We start from the raw sequence: 15832 nt of genomic DNA, 5'->3' as shown, positions 1-15832 counted from the left end.
GCTTTATACAGGGAAAACTCGCTTTTTTAGAGTTTTTGTGGTAAAATGGCGGTTAAGAGGTTTGTGATGAAAAAATTTCGTTTTACTCCAATTCATTTTGTAATCATGGGCGTTATTTCCTTTGGAATTTTAGCTATTTTATTACGAGTTTTTGGTAGCAGCATTCTGATGTTATCTGCACTTTTTTTGGTGCTTGCTCTTTTGATTTTTCTATTGATTTACCAACAAAAAAGTTATGAAATTGATGAAGTGGAACAAATCCAGTATGTGAATGATCAAGCAGAAAATAGTTTGGCATCATTGCTTGAAAGAATGCCGGTTGGTGTTGTAAAAGTTGATCAAACATCTGGAAATGTAGAATGGTTTAATCCTTACGCAGAGTTGATTCTTACCAATGAAGACGGTGAATTTGATGTGGATTTGCTGCAAAAAATTACCAAAACACCATCTGAGGGTGCTGGGTCGTATGCAACAATTGGGGATACAAAATATTCGGTCTACTTAGATCATGCTTCAAGTGTGTTTTACTTTTTTGATGCATCTAATGAGTATGAAGCAACTTCAGAATTAGTAACGACGAGACCAGTTATTGGTATTATTTCAGTCGATAATTATGATGATTTAGAGGACGTCGTCTCAGATTCAGATATTAGCCACATTAATAGCTTTATTGCAAATTTTGTCTCTGAATTTGCAGGAAAATATGCTATGTTTTCTCGTCGTGTTGGAATGGATCGTTTCTATATTTTTACGGATTACACGGTGCTAGATCGGTTAATGCAAAATAAGTTTGCAGTTATTGATCAGTTTAGAGAAGAAGCTAAAAAGCGGGAAATTCCTCTCACATTGAGTATGGGCTTCTCTTATGGTGATAGTAATCATGAGCAAATTGGTAAAGTGGCTCTCTTAAACTTGAATCTTGCTGAAGTTCGTGGTGGTGATCAGGCTGTTGTTAAAGAAAATGATGAGTCAAAGAATCCTGTTTACTTTGGTGGTGGCTCAGCTGCATCGGTGAAACGGACACGTACTCGCACGCGCGCTATGATGACTGCTATTTCGGATAAGATTAAAAGTGTGGACCAAGTTTTTGTAGTTGGGCACAAAAATTTGGATATGGATGCGCTTGGTTCTGCTGTGGGAATGCAAGTATTTGCTAGTAATATTATTGATCAGACTTATGCTGTTTATGATCCTCATCAAATGGCTGCGGATATTGATCGAGCAGTTCGCAGACTGCAGGATGAAGGGGAGACCAATCTTCTTTCGGTCGCTGATGCGATGACAATGGTGACCAATCGTTCTCTGTTGATTATGGTGGATCATTCAAAAACAGCTCTGACTTTATCAAAAGAATTTTATGATTTGTTTAACCAAATTATTGTCATTGATCACCACAGAAGAGATCAAGATTTTCCGGAAAATGCTGTTATCACTTATATCGAAAGTGGAGCAAGCAGTGCCTGTGAATTGGTAACAGAGTTGATTCAATTCCAAAATTCTAAGACAAAACGCTTGAGTAAAATGCAGGCTAGTGTGTTGATGGCTGGGATTATGCTGGATACGAAGAAGTTTTCTTCTCGTGTAACGAGTCGGACGTTTGATGTAGCGAGCTATTTGCGCACGCGCGGAAGTGATAGCGTAGCCATTCAAGATATTTCTGCCACAGACTTTGATGAGTACCGTGAAGTGAATGAGCTAATTTTAAATGGTAAGAAAATCTTGCCAAATGTACTTGTAGCCACTGGAGCAGAAGAAAAATGCTATGATACAGTTGTTATTAGTAAAGCTGCAGATGCTATGCTAGCTATGTCAGGGATTGAAGCTAGTTTTGTTGTCAGCAAAAATAAACAAAATAGTATATCGATATCTGCTCGTAGTCGTAGTAAAATCAATGTCCAACGTATCATGGAAGAACTGGGCGGCGGCGGTCATTTTAATTTGGCGGCAGCGCAAATTCCTGACCAGACAATTGCTCAGGTGGTTCATAGCCTGAATGAAATTATTGTTCGTGAAGTACTAAAAGATAAGGAGTTAGAAGAATGAAAGTAATCTTTTTAGCAGATGTAAAAGGTAAAGGAAAAAAAGGTGAAATTAAAGAAGTGCCTACTGGCTATGCACAGAATTTTCTGATTAAGAAAAATCTTGCAAAAGAGGCGACTGCAGCAGCTATCGGCGAGCTTCGCGGAAAACAAAAATCAGAAGAAAAAGCACACGCTGAAATGCTAGCTGAAGCGCAAGCCATTAAGGAAAAGTTGGAAGCAGAAAGTACAATTGTCGAATTTACTGAAAAAGTGGGACCAGATGGACGGACTTTTGGTTCTATTACCAGTAAAAAAATTGCTGAAGAGTTGCAGAAGCAATTTGGAATTAAGATTGATAAACGATTGATTCAAGTCAAGAGTCCTATTCGTTCTGTTGGTTTGATTGATGTGCCAGTGAAAATTTATCAAGATGTGACGAGTGTGATTAACTTACGTGTAAAAGAAGGTTAATTGAAGAATATTTTTTGAGAGAGGAGGTCTTATGGCAGATATTGATGAATTGCGAGCACAACCGCAGGATATTTTAGCAGAGCAATCTGTTTTAGGTGCGATTTTTATTGATGAAAGTAAGCTAGTTTTTGTTCGTGAATATATCGAGCCAACTGACTTCTTTAAATATGCTAATCGGTTAATTTTTAAAGCGATGATTGACTTGGTAGATCGAGGCGATGCCATTGATGCGACAACTGTTCGTAATATTTTAGACAGTCAGGGTGATTTGCAAAATATCGGTGGCTTGTCTTACTTGGTTGAAGTGGTCAATTCAGTTCCGACTTCTGCCAATGCTGAATATTATGCTAAGATTGTCGCAGAAAAAGCTGTTCTGCGTCGGTTGATTTCGCGGCTGACAGACTCTATCAATCTAGCTTATGATGGCTCTAGTCCTGCAGATGAAATCATTGCTGGGGCTGAAAAAGCGCTGATCGATGTTAGTGAAAATGCTAGTCGAAGCGGCTTTAAAAATATTAAAGAGATTTTGAATCTTAACTTTGGCAGCTTGGAAACGCGGTCTCAGCAAACTTCTGATATTACAGGGATTGCGACAGGTTATCAAGATTTAGATCATATGACGACTGGTCTCCATGAAGAAGAGCTCATCATTGTGGCAGCTCGTCCTGCGGTTGGTAAGACTGCTTTTGCCCTCAATATTGCACAAAATATTGGAACCAAGTTAGATAAAACAGTTGCTATTTTTTCTCTAGAAATGGGTGCCGAGAGCTTAGTAGACCGGATGTTGGCGGCTGAGGGTTTGATTGAATCGCATTCAATCCGAACGGGACAATTGACAGATGAAGAATGGAGCAAGTATGCGATTGCACAAGGAAATTTAGCAGAAGCTAGCATTTACATTGACGATACACCAGGAATTCGGATTACAGAGATTCGTTCACGTGCTCGAAAATTAGCGCAAGAAACAGGAAATCTTGGCTTGATTTTAATTGATTACTTGCAATTAATTACAGGGACTGGTCGAGAAAATCGTCAACAGGAAGTTTCTGAAATTTCTCGTCAATTAAAGATTTTAGCAAAAGAGTTGAAAGTGCCTGTTATTGCGCTGAGCCAGCTTTCGCGTAGTGTGGAGCAACGTCAGGATAAGAGACCAGTTTTGTCAGATATTCGTGAGTCTGGTTCAATTGAGCAGGATGCAGATATTGTAGCTTTTCTTTACCGTGATGACTATTATGAACGGGGCGGTGAAGAAACTGAAGGGATTCCAAACAACAAAGTCGAAGTGATTATCGAAAAGAACCGTAGCGGTGCACGTGGTACGGTGGAATTGATTTTTCAAAAAGAATACAATAAGTTTTCAAGTATTTCTAAGAGAGAGGAATAGATAATGAGTGATGCATTTACAGATGTTGCAAAAATGAGAAAAATCAAAGAAGAAATCAAAGCCCATGAGGGCAAAATGGTAGAAATGACTCTTGAAAATGGTCGTAAACGTCAAAAAAATAAGCAAGGGCGCTTGATTGAAGTTTATCCTTCTTTGTTTATCGTTGAATATACAAGTAATGGAGGTCAACCAGGTGAGATTGAAAACACTTATGTCGAATCTTATACTTATTCAGATATTTTAACAGAGAAAAATCTCATTCATTATTTGGATTGAGAATAAATTTGTTTTAATGACGAAAAACTGCTTTGATGTGATGTAGCTGGAGTGAAAAATGATTAAAAATCTAGTTTTTGATTTTGGCAATGTTTTAATTGAATGGAATCCCGCTAAGATTTTAGCTACTTTTGTAGAAGATGAAGAAGACCGGAAGTGCGTCAAAGCTGCTATTTTTGATTCGGGGTTCTGGGCTCAGACAGATACTGGACAATTAACTTTGGAAGTAGCCATTCAGGCAGCTCAAACATTGCTAGATAGTTCTTACTCTGCTACTGTTGAAGCCATTTTTACTCATTGGTATGAGACAGTGGATGTTTATTATCAGCTACAAGAGAAAATTTTTGAATGGGCTCAGCTGGGATATGGCATTTATATTTTGTCTACTACAAGTGAGATATTTTATGCAGTTGAAAATGCAGATTTATTACCGATGACGAAAGTGTTGACTGGTAAAATCCTTTCTTACGAAGTAGGGTGTGCAAAGCCAGATAAAAGTATCTATCAAAAGTTACTAGCTCAATACGCATTACAAGCTAATCAATGTGTGTTTATAGATGATCTACAGGTTAATTTAGATGTCGCTAAAAGTCTAGGATTTGAAACTATTTTAGCAACATCTGAACAGCAAAATATAATTGCGATAGAAGAATTGTTGAAAAAGAAAGGTTATTTTCATAGAAAGAAATAATCTGGTAAAATCCGTCTTTACAGATAGGATTTTTTTTGATATAATGGCTTTTGTGTGAAATAGCAGCAGGGGAGCATGAAGCTCGTCAACAGAACATTAGCTATAAAAGTAGCCTTGGCTGTTTAGGCGAAAATGTTCTGCACGAATCAGGGCTTTCTAAGTGACTATTTCCTCAAATTATTATTTTTACAGGAGGACATTTTTATGTCACGTTATACAGGACCATCTTGGAAACAAGCTCGTCGTTTGGGTCTTTCACTTACAGGTACAGGTAAAGAATTAGCACGTCGTAACTACGTACCAGGTCAACATGGACCAAACAACCGTAGTAAATTGTCAGAATACGGTTTGCAATTGGCTGAAAAACAAAAACTTCGCTTCACTTACGGTGTAGGTGAAAAACAATTCCGTAACTTGTTCGTACAAGCAACTAAAATCAAAGGCGGAATCCTTGGTTTTAACTTCATGCTTCTTTTGGAACGCCGTTTGGATAACGTTGTTTATCGTCTTGGACTTGCAACAACTCGTCGTCAAGCTCGTCAATTCGTAAACCATGGTCATATCCTTGTTGACGGAAAACGTGTAGATATTCCTAGCTACCGCGTATCTGTTGGACAAGTGATTTCAGTTCGTGAAAAGTCACTTAAAGTACCTGCAATCCTCGAAGCTGTTGAAGCAACTCTTGGACGTCCAGCGTTCGTATCGTTTGATGCTGAAAAATTAGAAGGTTCATTGACTCGCCTTCCAGAACGCGATGAAATCAACCCAGAAATCAACGAAGCACTTGTCGTTGAATACTACAACAAACAACTTTAATCAATGGATTATCAGAAGTTGGGATTTCCCCAGCTTCTTTTTTGTTATAAAGATTACGAAAAAAGTCCTAGAGACCTTGTGTGTGCTACTAGGGCAGGTATAGGAAATATTCTAATACAGCATTTTTAAAAGGAAATCTGCCATTTGTTCGGGGCTTTCTTTTTTTCCTCTGGAAATCCACATTTGACAGACACCAAAAAAGGCATTTGTGAGATAAACATAACTGTACTCTTTTTCTAATTGGCTCAGCAATTTGCTATTGAAGTGATCTTGTAGGTCTTCAGCTAGCATAATTTGGAATTTATGGCGTAAAAAAGTTTGGATTTCTTTGGTTCCGTTTTCTGTCAATAGGGCAGAAAGGAGAGATTCACGTGTGAGAAAATCAAAAACTTCTATAATGGCACTGCGCTTATTTTGGGCATACTTATCAAAAATGTATTCTAACTTATGAAAAAGTTTTTGCTGATAATGCTCAATCATGTCATATTTATCTTTGTAGTGTGTATAAAAACTGCTGCGACTGATACCAGCCGTTTTTGTCAACTTGACAGTGCTAATCTGATCGAATGATTCGTGTTCCAGTAGCTCTACCATAGCGTTTTCAATAATCATTTTTGTTTTTTGACGTTTGTTACTTTCTACCATTTTACCTTCCTCTTTTGAACAATTTTATACAACGTGTCTAAAAATGAAATTTTTCTCTTGTGAAAAATTTCAGAAACTGTATAATCTATTATATCAAATATTTAGACAATGTGTATAAAAATATTTCAAAAATTAAAATTTTTATACAGAGTGTCTAAGATAGAGGAGAAAAAATGTTCAAAGAATGGAAAGCAATTTTCAAAAAACCAATTTTTGTGATTGTCATGATTGGTGTTTCCTTGATTCCTGCTCTTTATAATGTAATCTTTTTGAGCTCCATGTGGAATCCTTATGGTAAAGTTTCAGAATTGCCAGTAGCGGTTGTGAATAAAGACCAACATGCGACATTTAACAACAACACCTTATCTGTTGGCGATGATATGGTGAAAAGTCTTAAAAAGAATGATGCTTTGGACTTTCATTTTGTATCTGAAGGAAAGGCTAAGAAGGGATTGGAGAAAGGTGATTATTATATGATAATCACGCTTCCAAGTGATTTGTCTCAAAAGGCTGCTAGTATTCTGGATAATAAGCCGCAAAAGATGCAGATTGATTATCAAACATCTAGCGGACACAGCTTTATTGCCAGCAAGATGAGTGACTCAGCTATGACGCGGCTTCAACAAACTGTCGCTAACAATGTGACAAATACATACACGACATCTCTCTTCAAGAGTATGAATAGCTTGAGGAAAGGCATGACAACAGCTGCTTCTGGTAGTGGTCAACTCGCTTCTGGCGGTCAACAATTAAAAGACGGTAGTCAAACCTTGACAGATAATTTGAATACTTTATCTAGCTCTAGTATGACGTTTGCAGACGGCGCTAATACATTGACGACAGGTTTGGGGACCTATACGCTTGGTGTGCGTCAGCTTTCAGACGGAATTGGTACGCTATCGACACGCCTTTCAGCTTATACGTCAGGTGTCGGTCAATTGGCTTATGGGTCAGATACGCTTTCAAAAGGTCTGACAGACTATACAAATGCTGTTGGTCAATTAGCTTCTGGGTCAGATATATTATCAAAAGGTCTGATAGACTATACAAGTGCTGTTGGTCAATTGGCTGACGGCTCAGGGCAATTATCAGATGGCTTAACTACCTATACCAATGGTGTGGCCAATCTTGCAGGTGGTGCAAATCAATTAAACAGTCAATCGCAAAACTTATTGGCTGGTGTTAATCAATTGAGTGCTTCTAATGAAGAAATTCAAAAATTATCAAGCGGTGCGCATCAATTAGCTACGGGTCTGAACACGTTAATGACGACTGTTCAACAATCTGGCATGACTGCTGAACAAGTTCAAAAGCTACAGGATTTGCAAGCAGGTTTAACTGCTGTGCAAACCGCTCTTTCAACTGGATCAGACTTATCAGCTGCCAAAGCAAGCATGACAACTGCTTTAAGCGATATGGAAACGGCTGTGAACACGCTTGCCAATAGTGCGACGACAGACAAGACTACGATTGCAACTAACGTGGCTGCTACAGCTGCTTATCAAAAGTTAAGTGCTAGTGAGCAGGCAGAAATCAATGCTGCGATTTCGCAAACTCCAAGTCAAACTGCTACGACTGCGGCAAGTCTATTGACAAATATTCAAGCGCTCAAGACGCAAGTGACGAACTTGCCAGAGCAATCTTCTAATCAACAAAGCGCAGCTGTCATCGGACAAGCAAAAGGTGCGCTTTCAGAGCTTCAAACGAGCGCACAACAATCCCAAGCAAAAATCCTTGCAGCTTTGCAACAATCAAATGCGGGTGCTAATCAAGTAGCAGCAGGTATTGACCAATTGCAAACGAGCTTAGCAACAGGTGCTGGTCAATTGGCAAAAGGTGTAACCGACTACACCAATGGGGTTGCGCAGATAACAGCAGGAGCTAATACCTTATCTAGTAAGAATAGTCAATTAACATCCGGCATGGCGAAAATCAGTTCAGGTTCTAAGACCTTGGCTGGTAAGAATGAGCAGTTGACGTCTGGCATGGCGAAAATCAGTTCAGGTTCTAAGACTTTGGCTGGTAAAAATAGTCAATTGACATCTGGTATGGCAAAAATCAATTTCGGAGCTAATCAATTGGCGGCTAATAATGGTCAAATTGACGCCGGCTTGGCAAAATTGGCAGACGGAGCTAGTCAATTAGTGAACAATTCTGCTACACTCGTGTCAGGAGCAGGCAAACTGTCTGACGGTGCTAGTCAAATTGCGAATGGTTCTACGAAGCTGGCAGACGGCAGCTCAACTATCACGTCTAATCTGGGAGCACTTGTGTCGGGTGCGGACAGCTTAACAGCCGGTTTGACAGACGCCAAAGAGCAATTATCCACGGTGATAACCAATAAAGCCAATGCTAAAGCTCTCGCAAATCCATTAACAACGAAGAAAACAGATAAAGACCATGTTGGTAAAAATGGTATCGGTATGGCTCCATATATGATTTCTGTGGCACTTTTTGTAGCAGCGATTTCAACCAATATCATCTTTAGCACGTTGCCTTCTGGTAAGAAACCTGAGACACGTATGGAATGGCTGAAAGCACGTATTCAGGTCAATGGCGTTATTTCTCTCTTGGCAGGTTTATTGGTATATGGTGCGGTACACATGATTGGCTTAACCGCAAACCACGAATGGGCAACGCTTGGTATCATTCTTTTGACCAGCATGTGCTTCATGGCGGTGGTGACGGCTCTGGTAACGTGGGACACCAAGCTTGGAGCTTTCATTTCCTTGATCTTGTTGTTGCTGCAACTCGCCTCTAGTGCGGGTACTTACCCATTGCCATTGACGGATAAGATTTTCCAAGATGTCAATCCTTGGATGCCAATGAGTTACTCTGTTTCGGCTTTGCGTCAAACAATTTCGATAACAGGGCAAGTCGGTGGACAAGTTGCCTTCATGACAGTTGTTCTGCTGCTCTTTGTCGGTCTTGGTTTCTTGGTTTACAATCCAAATAAAAAAGAATTAGTCTAATCTAAAAGCTCTTGTATCTTGAATACAGGAGCTTCTTTTTCAAATTAAACCAAAGTGAGCAAGGGCGTACGGAATACCGTTTTCATCATTGGAGCGCGTGATGAAAGTGGCTGCTTCTTTGACGGCTGTTTGGCTATTGCCCATTGCAATGGGATAATCTACTGTTTCAAACATGGTCAGGTCATTGAGTCCGTCTCCGAATGCGTAAGTCGGTGCTTCGTCTGCCAGCAAGGTCAGCAGGTGCTGAATCCCAGAGCCTTTGTTACAACCGTGCGGCGTGATGTCTATCGAGTAGGGGCTGTTACGGAAAAAGTGAAGTTCAGGGATTTCTGCTTGATATTGGGTGTCTTTTTCAGGCTTCTCACTAAAAATGAGCAACATCTGACAAGGCTGGTTTTGATAAATGGTCGGACCGACTTGGGGCAGGTCTTGATGAAAATAGCGGAAATTCTGCTGAACGGTCAGACTGAGCGCTGTCACACGCATTTCTCCTTGCGAATAAAAACCGAGGTCATGCTCATTTTCCTTTGCCAGTTGCAGGAGCTTGAGAATGCTGTTTTGTGCAATTCGTCCTTCAAACAGGAATTGCTTTTCATGGAGGATTTCCATGCCATTTAGCAAGATAGCGGAATGAATCCCAGCGTCTTCCAGAACCGTCCCCATTTCTCCGCGACCGCGTCCCGTACAGACAATAGGCAGAAAGCCGTTGGCTCGTAGTTGAGCAATGGCTGTTTTGTTGTCTGCTGGGACTTGTCCTTGGCTATCAACCAAGGTGCCGTCAATATCAAAAAATACAAATCCGTTGTAAGTCATTTGCTTCTCTGTCTCCTTTAAGATGCTGAAGTTCCACGTGAAACGTGAGAGAAAGGGGAAGTACGATGTTGTTTGACTTCTTCTTTCAAGTTTTCGAGCAAGGTCGTTTCTTCTGTCAGCTCAAGCAACTGGAGCCCCTTCTGGACAAGGGCATCGTCTCCTTGGCAAATACCCAGGCGAACCTGAGCAAAGCCGAGCTTGTCGTATCGTTTTGTTTGCTTGGCGAGCGGTAAGATCATCTCGGTGATACGCTGGCAATCGTCAAGGCGGTTATTGAGAAAATAAACGGTGGAAAGATTGAATAAAATAGAGGCTTGAGTTCCTTTGATGTTTTTATAATCATTATATTTTTCAAGATTGGTGAGAATTTTTTCGGTAATCTCCTGAATGGTTTCAATTGGAAAGAAGAAGAGAATAACACCTAACAGGCGAAAGTCACTTTCGTACCAGACATCTCGCTTTTCTAAATCTGTCCAAATTTGCTCTGCCAATTGTTTTGCTTTATCGCTAAAGTTATGCTCTCGTACTTCCATAATAATATTGATTGTGGAGAGAATATTTTGGATTGGCAAATCATGTTTGACTTTTTTAAGATGTTCTTCGCATAGATGAGCAATTTTTTTAAGTTCTGTATTATTAACAATAGATAAGTGGTTTGACATTTGATTGATAATCACTTGTCTTGTCCGCGGTTTATAATAATTACAAATATATTCAAATTCCCCAAAGCTCATGTCAATCTGGTGGAGCAGAAATTCCATAGTTTCATAGCTGGGAACGGATTGGTTGCTTTCAAACTTGGAAAGATTGGAGCGCGAAATCCAATCTCCGCAAATCTCTTGCTGGGTGATTCCCTTTGCTTTTCGAATTGTCTTGTAAACTGTTCCAATATCCCAACGCATAGGCGACTCCTTGTGTAAAATATGAAATGTGAAAATAGTGGGCATTTTGTGAATGCCTTTTCATCATATTATATCATATAGATGAAAGGAGAAAAAGTGATGAAGAAAAATACCTTTTCTGCTTCTGCGTTCCATTAAGGACTGTGTGTTCAAACTGTTTTGAAAGTGGTTAATCCTCTTTTTCAGAAAATTTCCTATAATTTCCCATTCATGTTATACTAAATGAGATGATTTTTCTGGATTTCGTTGGCTGATGAGGTGAGGCGAGACAATTTTACTTCGTCCACGCGGCTGACAAGGCAAACTGATTGTCGTTCAGACCGTCGACCGGGTCGAAAGAGTGAACGAAAAGTAGTTTAGACTGTCGACTGGGTCGAAAGAAAGAATGCAAAGTAGTTTAGACCGTCGACTGGGTCGAAAGAATGAATGAAAAGTAGTTTAGACTGTCGACCGAGTCGAAAGAGTGAATCCAAAGTAGTTTAAGTTGTCGCCCCAGTCGATAGAAAAAAGGAGAAGTCATTGAAACGGTCGCTTTAAGTGACAAGTAAAAAAGGAAAGAAGGAATTTATGAAGCAAGAAAAGCTCATTGGACTTAAAATTAGTAATCTCCGCCATGCGGAATTCACGCAGTTTATCACTCGTTTTTTAGACGATGTGGAGAAAGAAGCGCTCGACTTTAAAAATGAGGACGTCATTACCGCTCTCGTCAAGAAGATCAAGGCAGCCTTGCCTGCTTATCAAGCCTCTCTCGGTCAGATTCGGGCGAGTGAAAAGTCAGCTTCGATTAGTGCGGCTGACGAATTGCGCGACGCTGATTTGCAAGCTCTTCGCGATGCGCTGAAACCGTATCGGGCAGCCAAGCGGGAAGAGGAAAAGGCGGCTTATGCCAGCTTGAAACGCTTGTTTGACCAATACAAAGACGCTCATCAGAAGCATTACGAGGAAGAAACCGCCCTCGTTGTCAGCTTACTGGACAAGCTAAAAACAGCCCCATATAAGGAGCAGGTGGGGACTTTAGCGCTTGGAAAATTCGTTGAAAATCTGACCGAAAGTCACTCAGCTTTTGAACAACTCTTTGCCTCTCGCTCCCAAGAGAAATTGCAAAAAGTGAGCTATGATGTCAAGCGATTGCGCAAAGAAGTGGCGACGCCTTACCAACAGTTGGCGGACTATGTGGTGATTTTGCACCAAGTCAAAGACGATAGCTTTTATGCGACCTTCCTTTCCGTGCTCAATAACAGCCGCAAGCACTATGCAGATGTCCTTGCCCGTCGCAAGGGTAAAGAGCCTAAAGCAGAAGCAGGAAAAGTAGCAGAAATCAACTAACATTTCTCCTTCATCTTACTTGAAGTTTGTCTGTCAGAGTGGTAGGATAAAGACGAAGAGGAACGAGCAGAAAATTAGAAAGTGTGATGGGATGATACGATTTCATTTTAATAACGAATTTTGGTTTCGGTGGCGGTTTTATCTGTTGAGCATGATGATATTCGTTTCCTTGGTTGTTGAACCTTATGCGAAATTAGACGTGTTCAATGTGATTTATTTTGCTGTGTTGGGAACATTTTTGCTTTTGCAGATCTTTGTGCCAGAGTGTTCGCATAAGCGGTCCTATCCAGTAGGCAGCTATCACTTTAACTGGGAATTTTATAATGAAACTTCCTTGTATCTGATGATTTATTTTTCACGTTCCCTCTACTCTGGTCCGAGAAGCAGCCATGATGTGTGGTACTGGATTTTTCTGGTAGCAGCTATTCTGATTATTTTCAGTTTTCTTATCAAAAAAGAAAAAGAAGAGAAGAGTGAAGAATAAGATTGCGGTAGCTTCTAGTTTCTATTTCATTCTACAGACATTTATTAAACACCTCCAGAAAATGGGGGTGTTTTGTTTTCTTTAAGTTTTTTTTAGCTTTCTTTTAAGGATTTGCCCGTAAACTACGTAGATAAAGAACGACAAAGGAGAGCAATCTCATGGCTAAAAAAACATTTAAAGATAAATTTCAACGGATAGAAACCAAGTACGTCATCTCAAAGGAAACGTTGGCAGATTTGCTACAGGAGTTTGAAGCGTATATGGCAGAAGATGAGCACGTCTATTCAACGATTGGCAACCTCTACTATGATACACCGACCTATCAGATGATTCGGGAGTCTTTGGAGAAGCCTTATTTCAAGGAAAAATTGCGCGTGCGCACTTATGATGCTAGCCCTCAGGCTGATAGCCAAGTCTTTTTGGAAATCAAGAAAAAAGTGCGCAAGGTCGTGTATAAACGTCGGATTGCGACTGAGTTGTTGACAGCAGAGCAGTATCTCGCAGGGGAATGCCAGCTTGAGGATTCGCAGATTAAACAGGAAATCGAATGGCTTTGTGAGCGTTACGGTGGCGTACAGCCCATGATGTATATCTACTACAACCGCTACTCTCTAAAAGGCTTAGAAAACTCCAATGTGCGGATTACCATTGACTATGATGTGGCTTATCGGACGAAAAATTTGAGTTTACTGGCAGGAAAAGACGGCAAGAACCTTCTTCCTGACAACCATGTCATCATGGAAATCAAAGTGCCGGGGGCGTATCCGCTCTGGCTAGCAGAGATTTTGGATCGCCACCACGTTTTTCCAAAGTCTTTCTCAAAATACGGGGTTGCCTACAAGAAAACAACCGACTACAAAGGAGTAATCAATCATGTTCGATCAGCTATTTAGTGATGTCTTTACGGGGACAACGGTCAATCCAGCCAGTATGTTTGGTGCGATTGGTATCGCCCTTGTGCTGGGGCTGATATTAGCTAAGGTCTATCAATACAAAACCATTTACAGCAAGTCCTTTATGATGACCTTGGTTATGCTGCCGACTTTGATTGCCATTGTCATTTTCCTAGTCAATGGCAGTCTGGGTGCAGGGGTTGCGGTCATGGGGGCTTTCGGCTTGATTCGCTTTCGTTCAGCACCGGGTGGTGCTAAGGAATTGCTGGCGATTTTCCTTGCGATGACGATTGGGATTGCTGTCGGTATGGGCTATCTTGTCTTTGCCAGCGTCTTTACGATCATCATGTCGGTTGTCATGTTGTTGCTGGAAACGGTGAATTTCGGGCAGATGAAGCATTCTATGCGTCAAGTGACCGTTGTCATTCCAGAAAGTTTGGACTATGAGACGGTCTTTGATGACATCTTTCAAAAGGCGGCCAACTATGTTGAATTAGCAAATGTCAAAACGTCTGATATGGGAAGTCTGTTCAAGATTAAGTATATTGTCCAATTAAATGGTACGATGACAGAGAAAGAGTTAATGGACGCTTTGCGGACGCGAAATGGGAATTTAGAGATTGCCATTAGCCGCTATGTCACAAAAGAAAATGAACTATAAAAGGAGGACAGCCATGAGAAGATCAACCTCAAAACGAAAACAGTTCAAACGTTTGATTCCACTTGTCCTATTGACAGTTGCTTTAGGGGCGTGCAGTATGACAAACACCAACTCAACCGGCACTAGCTCTTCTAGCACAAGTAAGACAACAACCACCAAGATATCTGATTACTTTACTAAGCGTGACCAAGATGCTTCTTATGATGAATCAAAAGCAACTAAGATTAGCTTGAGTGGGTCATCTGCCAAGACTTCTGGTTCTGGTGCGGAAGTGTCCGGCTCTACAGTGACGATTACCAAAGCTGGGACTTATGTCTTATCTGGTTCAAGTAAAAATGTCCAAGTTGTCGTTAAAGTTGGCGACCAAGACAAGGTTCAGCTCGTGCTGAATGGGGTCAGGATGACTGGAACAGATGCTGCAATTGTCGTAGAAAATGCAGATAAGACTTTTATCACGCTTGCAAAAGGTAGCAAGAACACGATTTCGGATTCTGCCAATCACAAGAATACAGACTATGACGCTGCGATTTACAGCAAGGATGATCTCACTTTCAACGGTTCTGGTAGTCTGACGGTAGAAGGCAAGTATGGCAATGCTATTGAGTCCAATGATGATTTGCGCATTACAGGCGGAACCTACACGATTAAAGGTTATAAAAACGCTCTTTCAGCGAATGACGCAATCAATATTAAAGACGCGACAATGAATTTGACTGCAACGGAAGATGCCATTCATGCGGATAATGATGAAGATACATCATTAGGCAATTTCTATATCCAGTCTGGAAAGATTACCATTAACGCTGGAGATGATGGTATTCACGCTTCTAATACGGCTCTTATTGACGGCGGTACGATTAAGGTAGAAAAGAGCGAAGAAGCGCTGGAAGGCAAAACCGTCACCATTAACGGTGGGGATTTAGACCTGACAGCCAATGACGACGGAATCAATGCAGCAGACGGTAGCAGTAGCGAGAGCGCTCCGGGACAAGCAACCGCTGGTGTCAGTCTGACCATCACAGGTGGTAAAGTCAAGGTTAATGCCCAAGGTGACGGATTGGATTCTAACGGGGATTTGACCATTTCAGGTGGTGAAGTCTATGTGGACGGGCCGACAAATGGTGGCAATGGCGCTCTTGACTATGACGGAAATGGCACCATTACTGGCGGAACCGTTGTAATGGTCGGCAGCAATGGCATGGCAATGGGCTTTGGCTCAAATTCTAAGCAAGCTTCCATCCTTGCGAATGTGTCTGGTAGTGCTGGGGACAAGGTGACGATTACCGATTCGTCAGGCAAAGAAATCCTCAGCTATACCGCTGCTAAAAATTTCCAATCCGTTCTCGCTAGCTCAGCTGCTATCAAAGACGGTGAAAGCTACACCATTACAGTCAATGGACAAAGCACGACCGCAACAGCTAGCCTGACTACCCAAAATGGAAACGGCATGGGCGGAGGTCCTGGCGTACGGTGACGA

The 15832-nt window shown here is 41.0% G+C and carries 15 protein-coding genes; 12 read left to right on the top strand and 3 right to left on the bottom strand.

The window, feature by feature from the left end; translation table 11 throughout:
* Window positions 1-66 precede the first annotated feature (66 nt).
* The 6 genes from SanJ4206_RS09650 to rpsD all read left to right on the top strand — a co-directional run bounded on the left by SanJ4206_RS09650 (window position 67) and on the right by rpsD (window position 5659).
* Window positions 67-2043: a DHH family phosphoesterase gene (locus SanJ4206_RS09650; protein WP_003040566.1), complete on the top strand. Its 1977-nt coding sequence runs from the start codon at window positions 67-69 to the stop codon at window positions 2041-2043.
* Window positions 2040-2492, top strand: coding sequence for a 50S ribosomal protein L9 (gene rplI / locus SanJ4206_RS09645; protein ID WP_003040525.1), 453 nt, complete (start codon window positions 2040-2042; stop codon window positions 2490-2492). Before SanJ4206_RS09650 ends, rplI begins: the two co-directional genes overlap by 4 nt.
* A 31-nt stretch (window positions 2493-2523) precedes the next feature.
* Window positions 2524-3876, top strand: a complete 1353-nt coding sequence (gene dnaB, locus SanJ4206_RS09640) for a replicative DNA helicase (protein ID WP_022525258.1) — start codon at window positions 2524-2526, stop codon at window positions 3874-3876.
* Between the two features lie 3 nt (window positions 3877-3879).
* Window positions 3880-4152, top strand: a complete 273-nt coding sequence (locus SanJ4206_RS09635; protein ID WP_003027868.1) for a Veg family protein — start codon at window positions 3880-3882, stop codon at window positions 4150-4152.
* 58 nt (window positions 4153-4210) lie between these two features.
* Complete coding sequence (locus SanJ4206_RS09630) at window positions 4211-4843, top strand: HAD family hydrolase (protein ID WP_022525257.1); 633 nt, start codon at window positions 4211-4213, stop codon at window positions 4841-4843.
* A gap of 204 nt (window positions 4844-5047) precedes the next feature.
* A complete protein-coding gene (gene rpsD / locus SanJ4206_RS09625; protein ID WP_003026749.1) occupies window positions 5048-5659 on the top strand; it encodes a 30S ribosomal protein S4 in 612 nt (203 codons plus the stop codon).
* A gap of 111 nt (window positions 5660-5770) precedes the next feature.
* Here the strand turns inward: rpsD and SanJ4206_RS09620 are convergent, their stop codons facing one another.
* Complete coding sequence (locus tag SanJ4206_RS09620; RefSeq protein WP_003027864.1) at window positions 5771-6304, bottom strand: TetR/AcrR family transcriptional regulator; 534 nt, start codon at window positions 6302-6304, stop codon at window positions 5771-5773.
* 173 nt (window positions 6305-6477) lie between these two features.
* On the opposite strand from SanJ4206_RS09620, the gene SanJ4206_RS09615 reads away from it, so the two are divergent.
* Window positions 6478-9276 (top strand): YhgE/Pip domain-containing protein, encoded by a 2799-nt coding sequence (locus SanJ4206_RS09615; protein WP_003027863.1) that lies wholly within the window; start codon window positions 6478-6480, stop codon window positions 9274-9276.
* Between the two features lie 39 nt (window positions 9277-9315).
* Here SanJ4206_RS09615 and SanJ4206_RS09610 read toward each other — a convergent pair whose 3' ends face one another.
* A complete protein-coding gene (locus tag SanJ4206_RS09610) occupies window positions 9316-10089 on the bottom strand; it encodes a Cof-type HAD-IIB family hydrolase (RefSeq protein WP_003027862.1) in 774 nt (257 codons plus the stop codon).
* A 17-nt stretch (window positions 10090-10106) separates the two neighbouring features.
* On the bottom strand, window positions 10107-10991 hold the full coding sequence (locus SanJ4206_RS09605; RefSeq protein ID WP_022525256.1) for a helix-turn-helix domain-containing protein: 885 nt from the start codon (window positions 10989-10991) through the stop codon (window positions 10107-10109).
* A 567-nt stretch (window positions 10992-11558) separates the two neighbouring features.
* Between SanJ4206_RS09605 and SanJ4206_RS09600 the strand changes: the two genes are divergently transcribed.
* From SanJ4206_RS09600 to SanJ4206_RS09580, 5 genes are all read left to right on the top strand, one after another.
* Window positions 11559-12317: a DUF6261 family protein gene (locus SanJ4206_RS09600; protein WP_022525255.1), complete on the top strand. Its 759-nt coding sequence runs from the start codon at window positions 11559-11561 to the stop codon at window positions 12315-12317.
* Window positions 12318-12408: 91 nt separating this feature from the next.
* The gene (locus tag SanJ4206_RS09595) at window positions 12409-12801 is read left to right on the top strand and encodes a hypothetical protein (protein WP_049533144.1); all 393 of its coding nucleotides are present in this window, start codon (window positions 12409-12411) and stop codon (window positions 12799-12801) included.
* 158 nt (window positions 12802-12959) lie between these two features.
* On the top strand, window positions 12960-13694 hold the full coding sequence (locus SanJ4206_RS09590) for a polyphosphate polymerase domain-containing protein (protein WP_003027856.1): 735 nt from the start codon (window positions 12960-12962) through the stop codon (window positions 13692-13694).
* On the top strand, window positions 13675-14355 hold the full coding sequence (locus SanJ4206_RS09585) for a DUF4956 domain-containing protein (RefSeq protein ID WP_003027855.1): 681 nt from the start codon (window positions 13675-13677) through the stop codon (window positions 14353-14355). The genes SanJ4206_RS09590 and SanJ4206_RS09585 overlap by 20 nt, the downstream gene beginning before the upstream one ends.
* Before the next feature lie 13 nt (window positions 14356-14368).
* Complete coding sequence (locus SanJ4206_RS09580; protein WP_022525254.1) at window positions 14369-15829, top strand: carbohydrate-binding domain-containing protein; 1461 nt, start codon at window positions 14369-14371, stop codon at window positions 15827-15829.
* Window positions 15830-15832 lie beyond the last annotated feature (3 nt).

The organism is Streptococcus anginosus (assembly GCF_001697145.1).
In the GTDB taxonomy this organism is placed as follows: Bacteria; Bacillota; Bacilli; order Lactobacillales; family Streptococcaceae; genus Streptococcus; species Streptococcus hominis.
Note: the sequence above shows the minus strand (reverse complement) of the source record. Positions and strands in the feature narration are given on the sequence as shown.

Coding starts and splice junctions, on each gene's coding strand:
- SanJ4206_RS09650 (WP_003040566.1), top strand. CDS start 67: ATGAAAAAATTTCGTTTTACTCCAATTCATTTTGTAATCATGGGCGTT.
- rplI (WP_003040525.1), top strand. CDS start 2,040: ATGAAAGTAATCTTTTTAGCAGATGTAAAAGGTAAAGGAAAAAAAGGT.
- dnaB (WP_022525258.1), top strand. CDS start 2,524: ATGGCAGATATTGATGAATTGCGAGCACAACCGCAGGATATTTTAGCA.
- SanJ4206_RS09635 (WP_003027868.1), top strand. CDS start 3,880: ATGAGTGATGCATTTACAGATGTTGCAAAAATGAGAAAAATCAAAGAA.
- SanJ4206_RS09630 (WP_022525257.1), top strand. CDS start 4,211: ATGATTAAAAATCTAGTTTTTGATTTTGGCAATGTTTTAATTGAATGG.
- rpsD (WP_003026749.1), top strand. CDS start 5,048: ATGTCACGTTATACAGGACCATCTTGGAAACAAGCTCGTCGTTTGGGT.
- SanJ4206_RS09620 (WP_003027864.1), bottom strand. CDS start 6,304: ATGGTAGAAAGTAACAAACGTCAAAAAACAAAAATGATTATTGAAAAC.
- SanJ4206_RS09615 (WP_003027863.1), top strand. CDS start 6,478: ATGTTCAAAGAATGGAAAGCAATTTTCAAAAAACCAATTTTTGTGATT.
- SanJ4206_RS09610 (WP_003027862.1), bottom strand. CDS start 10,089: ATGACTTACAACGGATTTGTATTTTTTGATATTGACGGCACCTTGGTT.
- SanJ4206_RS09605 (WP_022525256.1), bottom strand. CDS start 10,991: ATGCGTTGGGATATTGGAACAGTTTACAAGACAATTCGAAAAGCAAAG.
- SanJ4206_RS09600 (WP_022525255.1), top strand. CDS start 11,559: ATGAAGCAAGAAAAGCTCATTGGACTTAAAATTAGTAATCTCCGCCAT.
- SanJ4206_RS09595 (WP_049533144.1), top strand. CDS start 12,409: ATGATACGATTTCATTTTAATAACGAATTTTGGTTTCGGTGGCGGTTT.
- SanJ4206_RS09590 (WP_003027856.1), top strand. CDS start 12,960: ATGGCTAAAAAAACATTTAAAGATAAATTTCAACGGATAGAAACCAAG.
- SanJ4206_RS09585 (WP_003027855.1), top strand. CDS start 13,675: ATGTTCGATCAGCTATTTAGTGATGTCTTTACGGGGACAACGGTCAAT.
- SanJ4206_RS09580 (WP_022525254.1), top strand. CDS start 14,369: ATGAGAAGATCAACCTCAAAACGAAAACAGTTCAAACGTTTGATTCCA.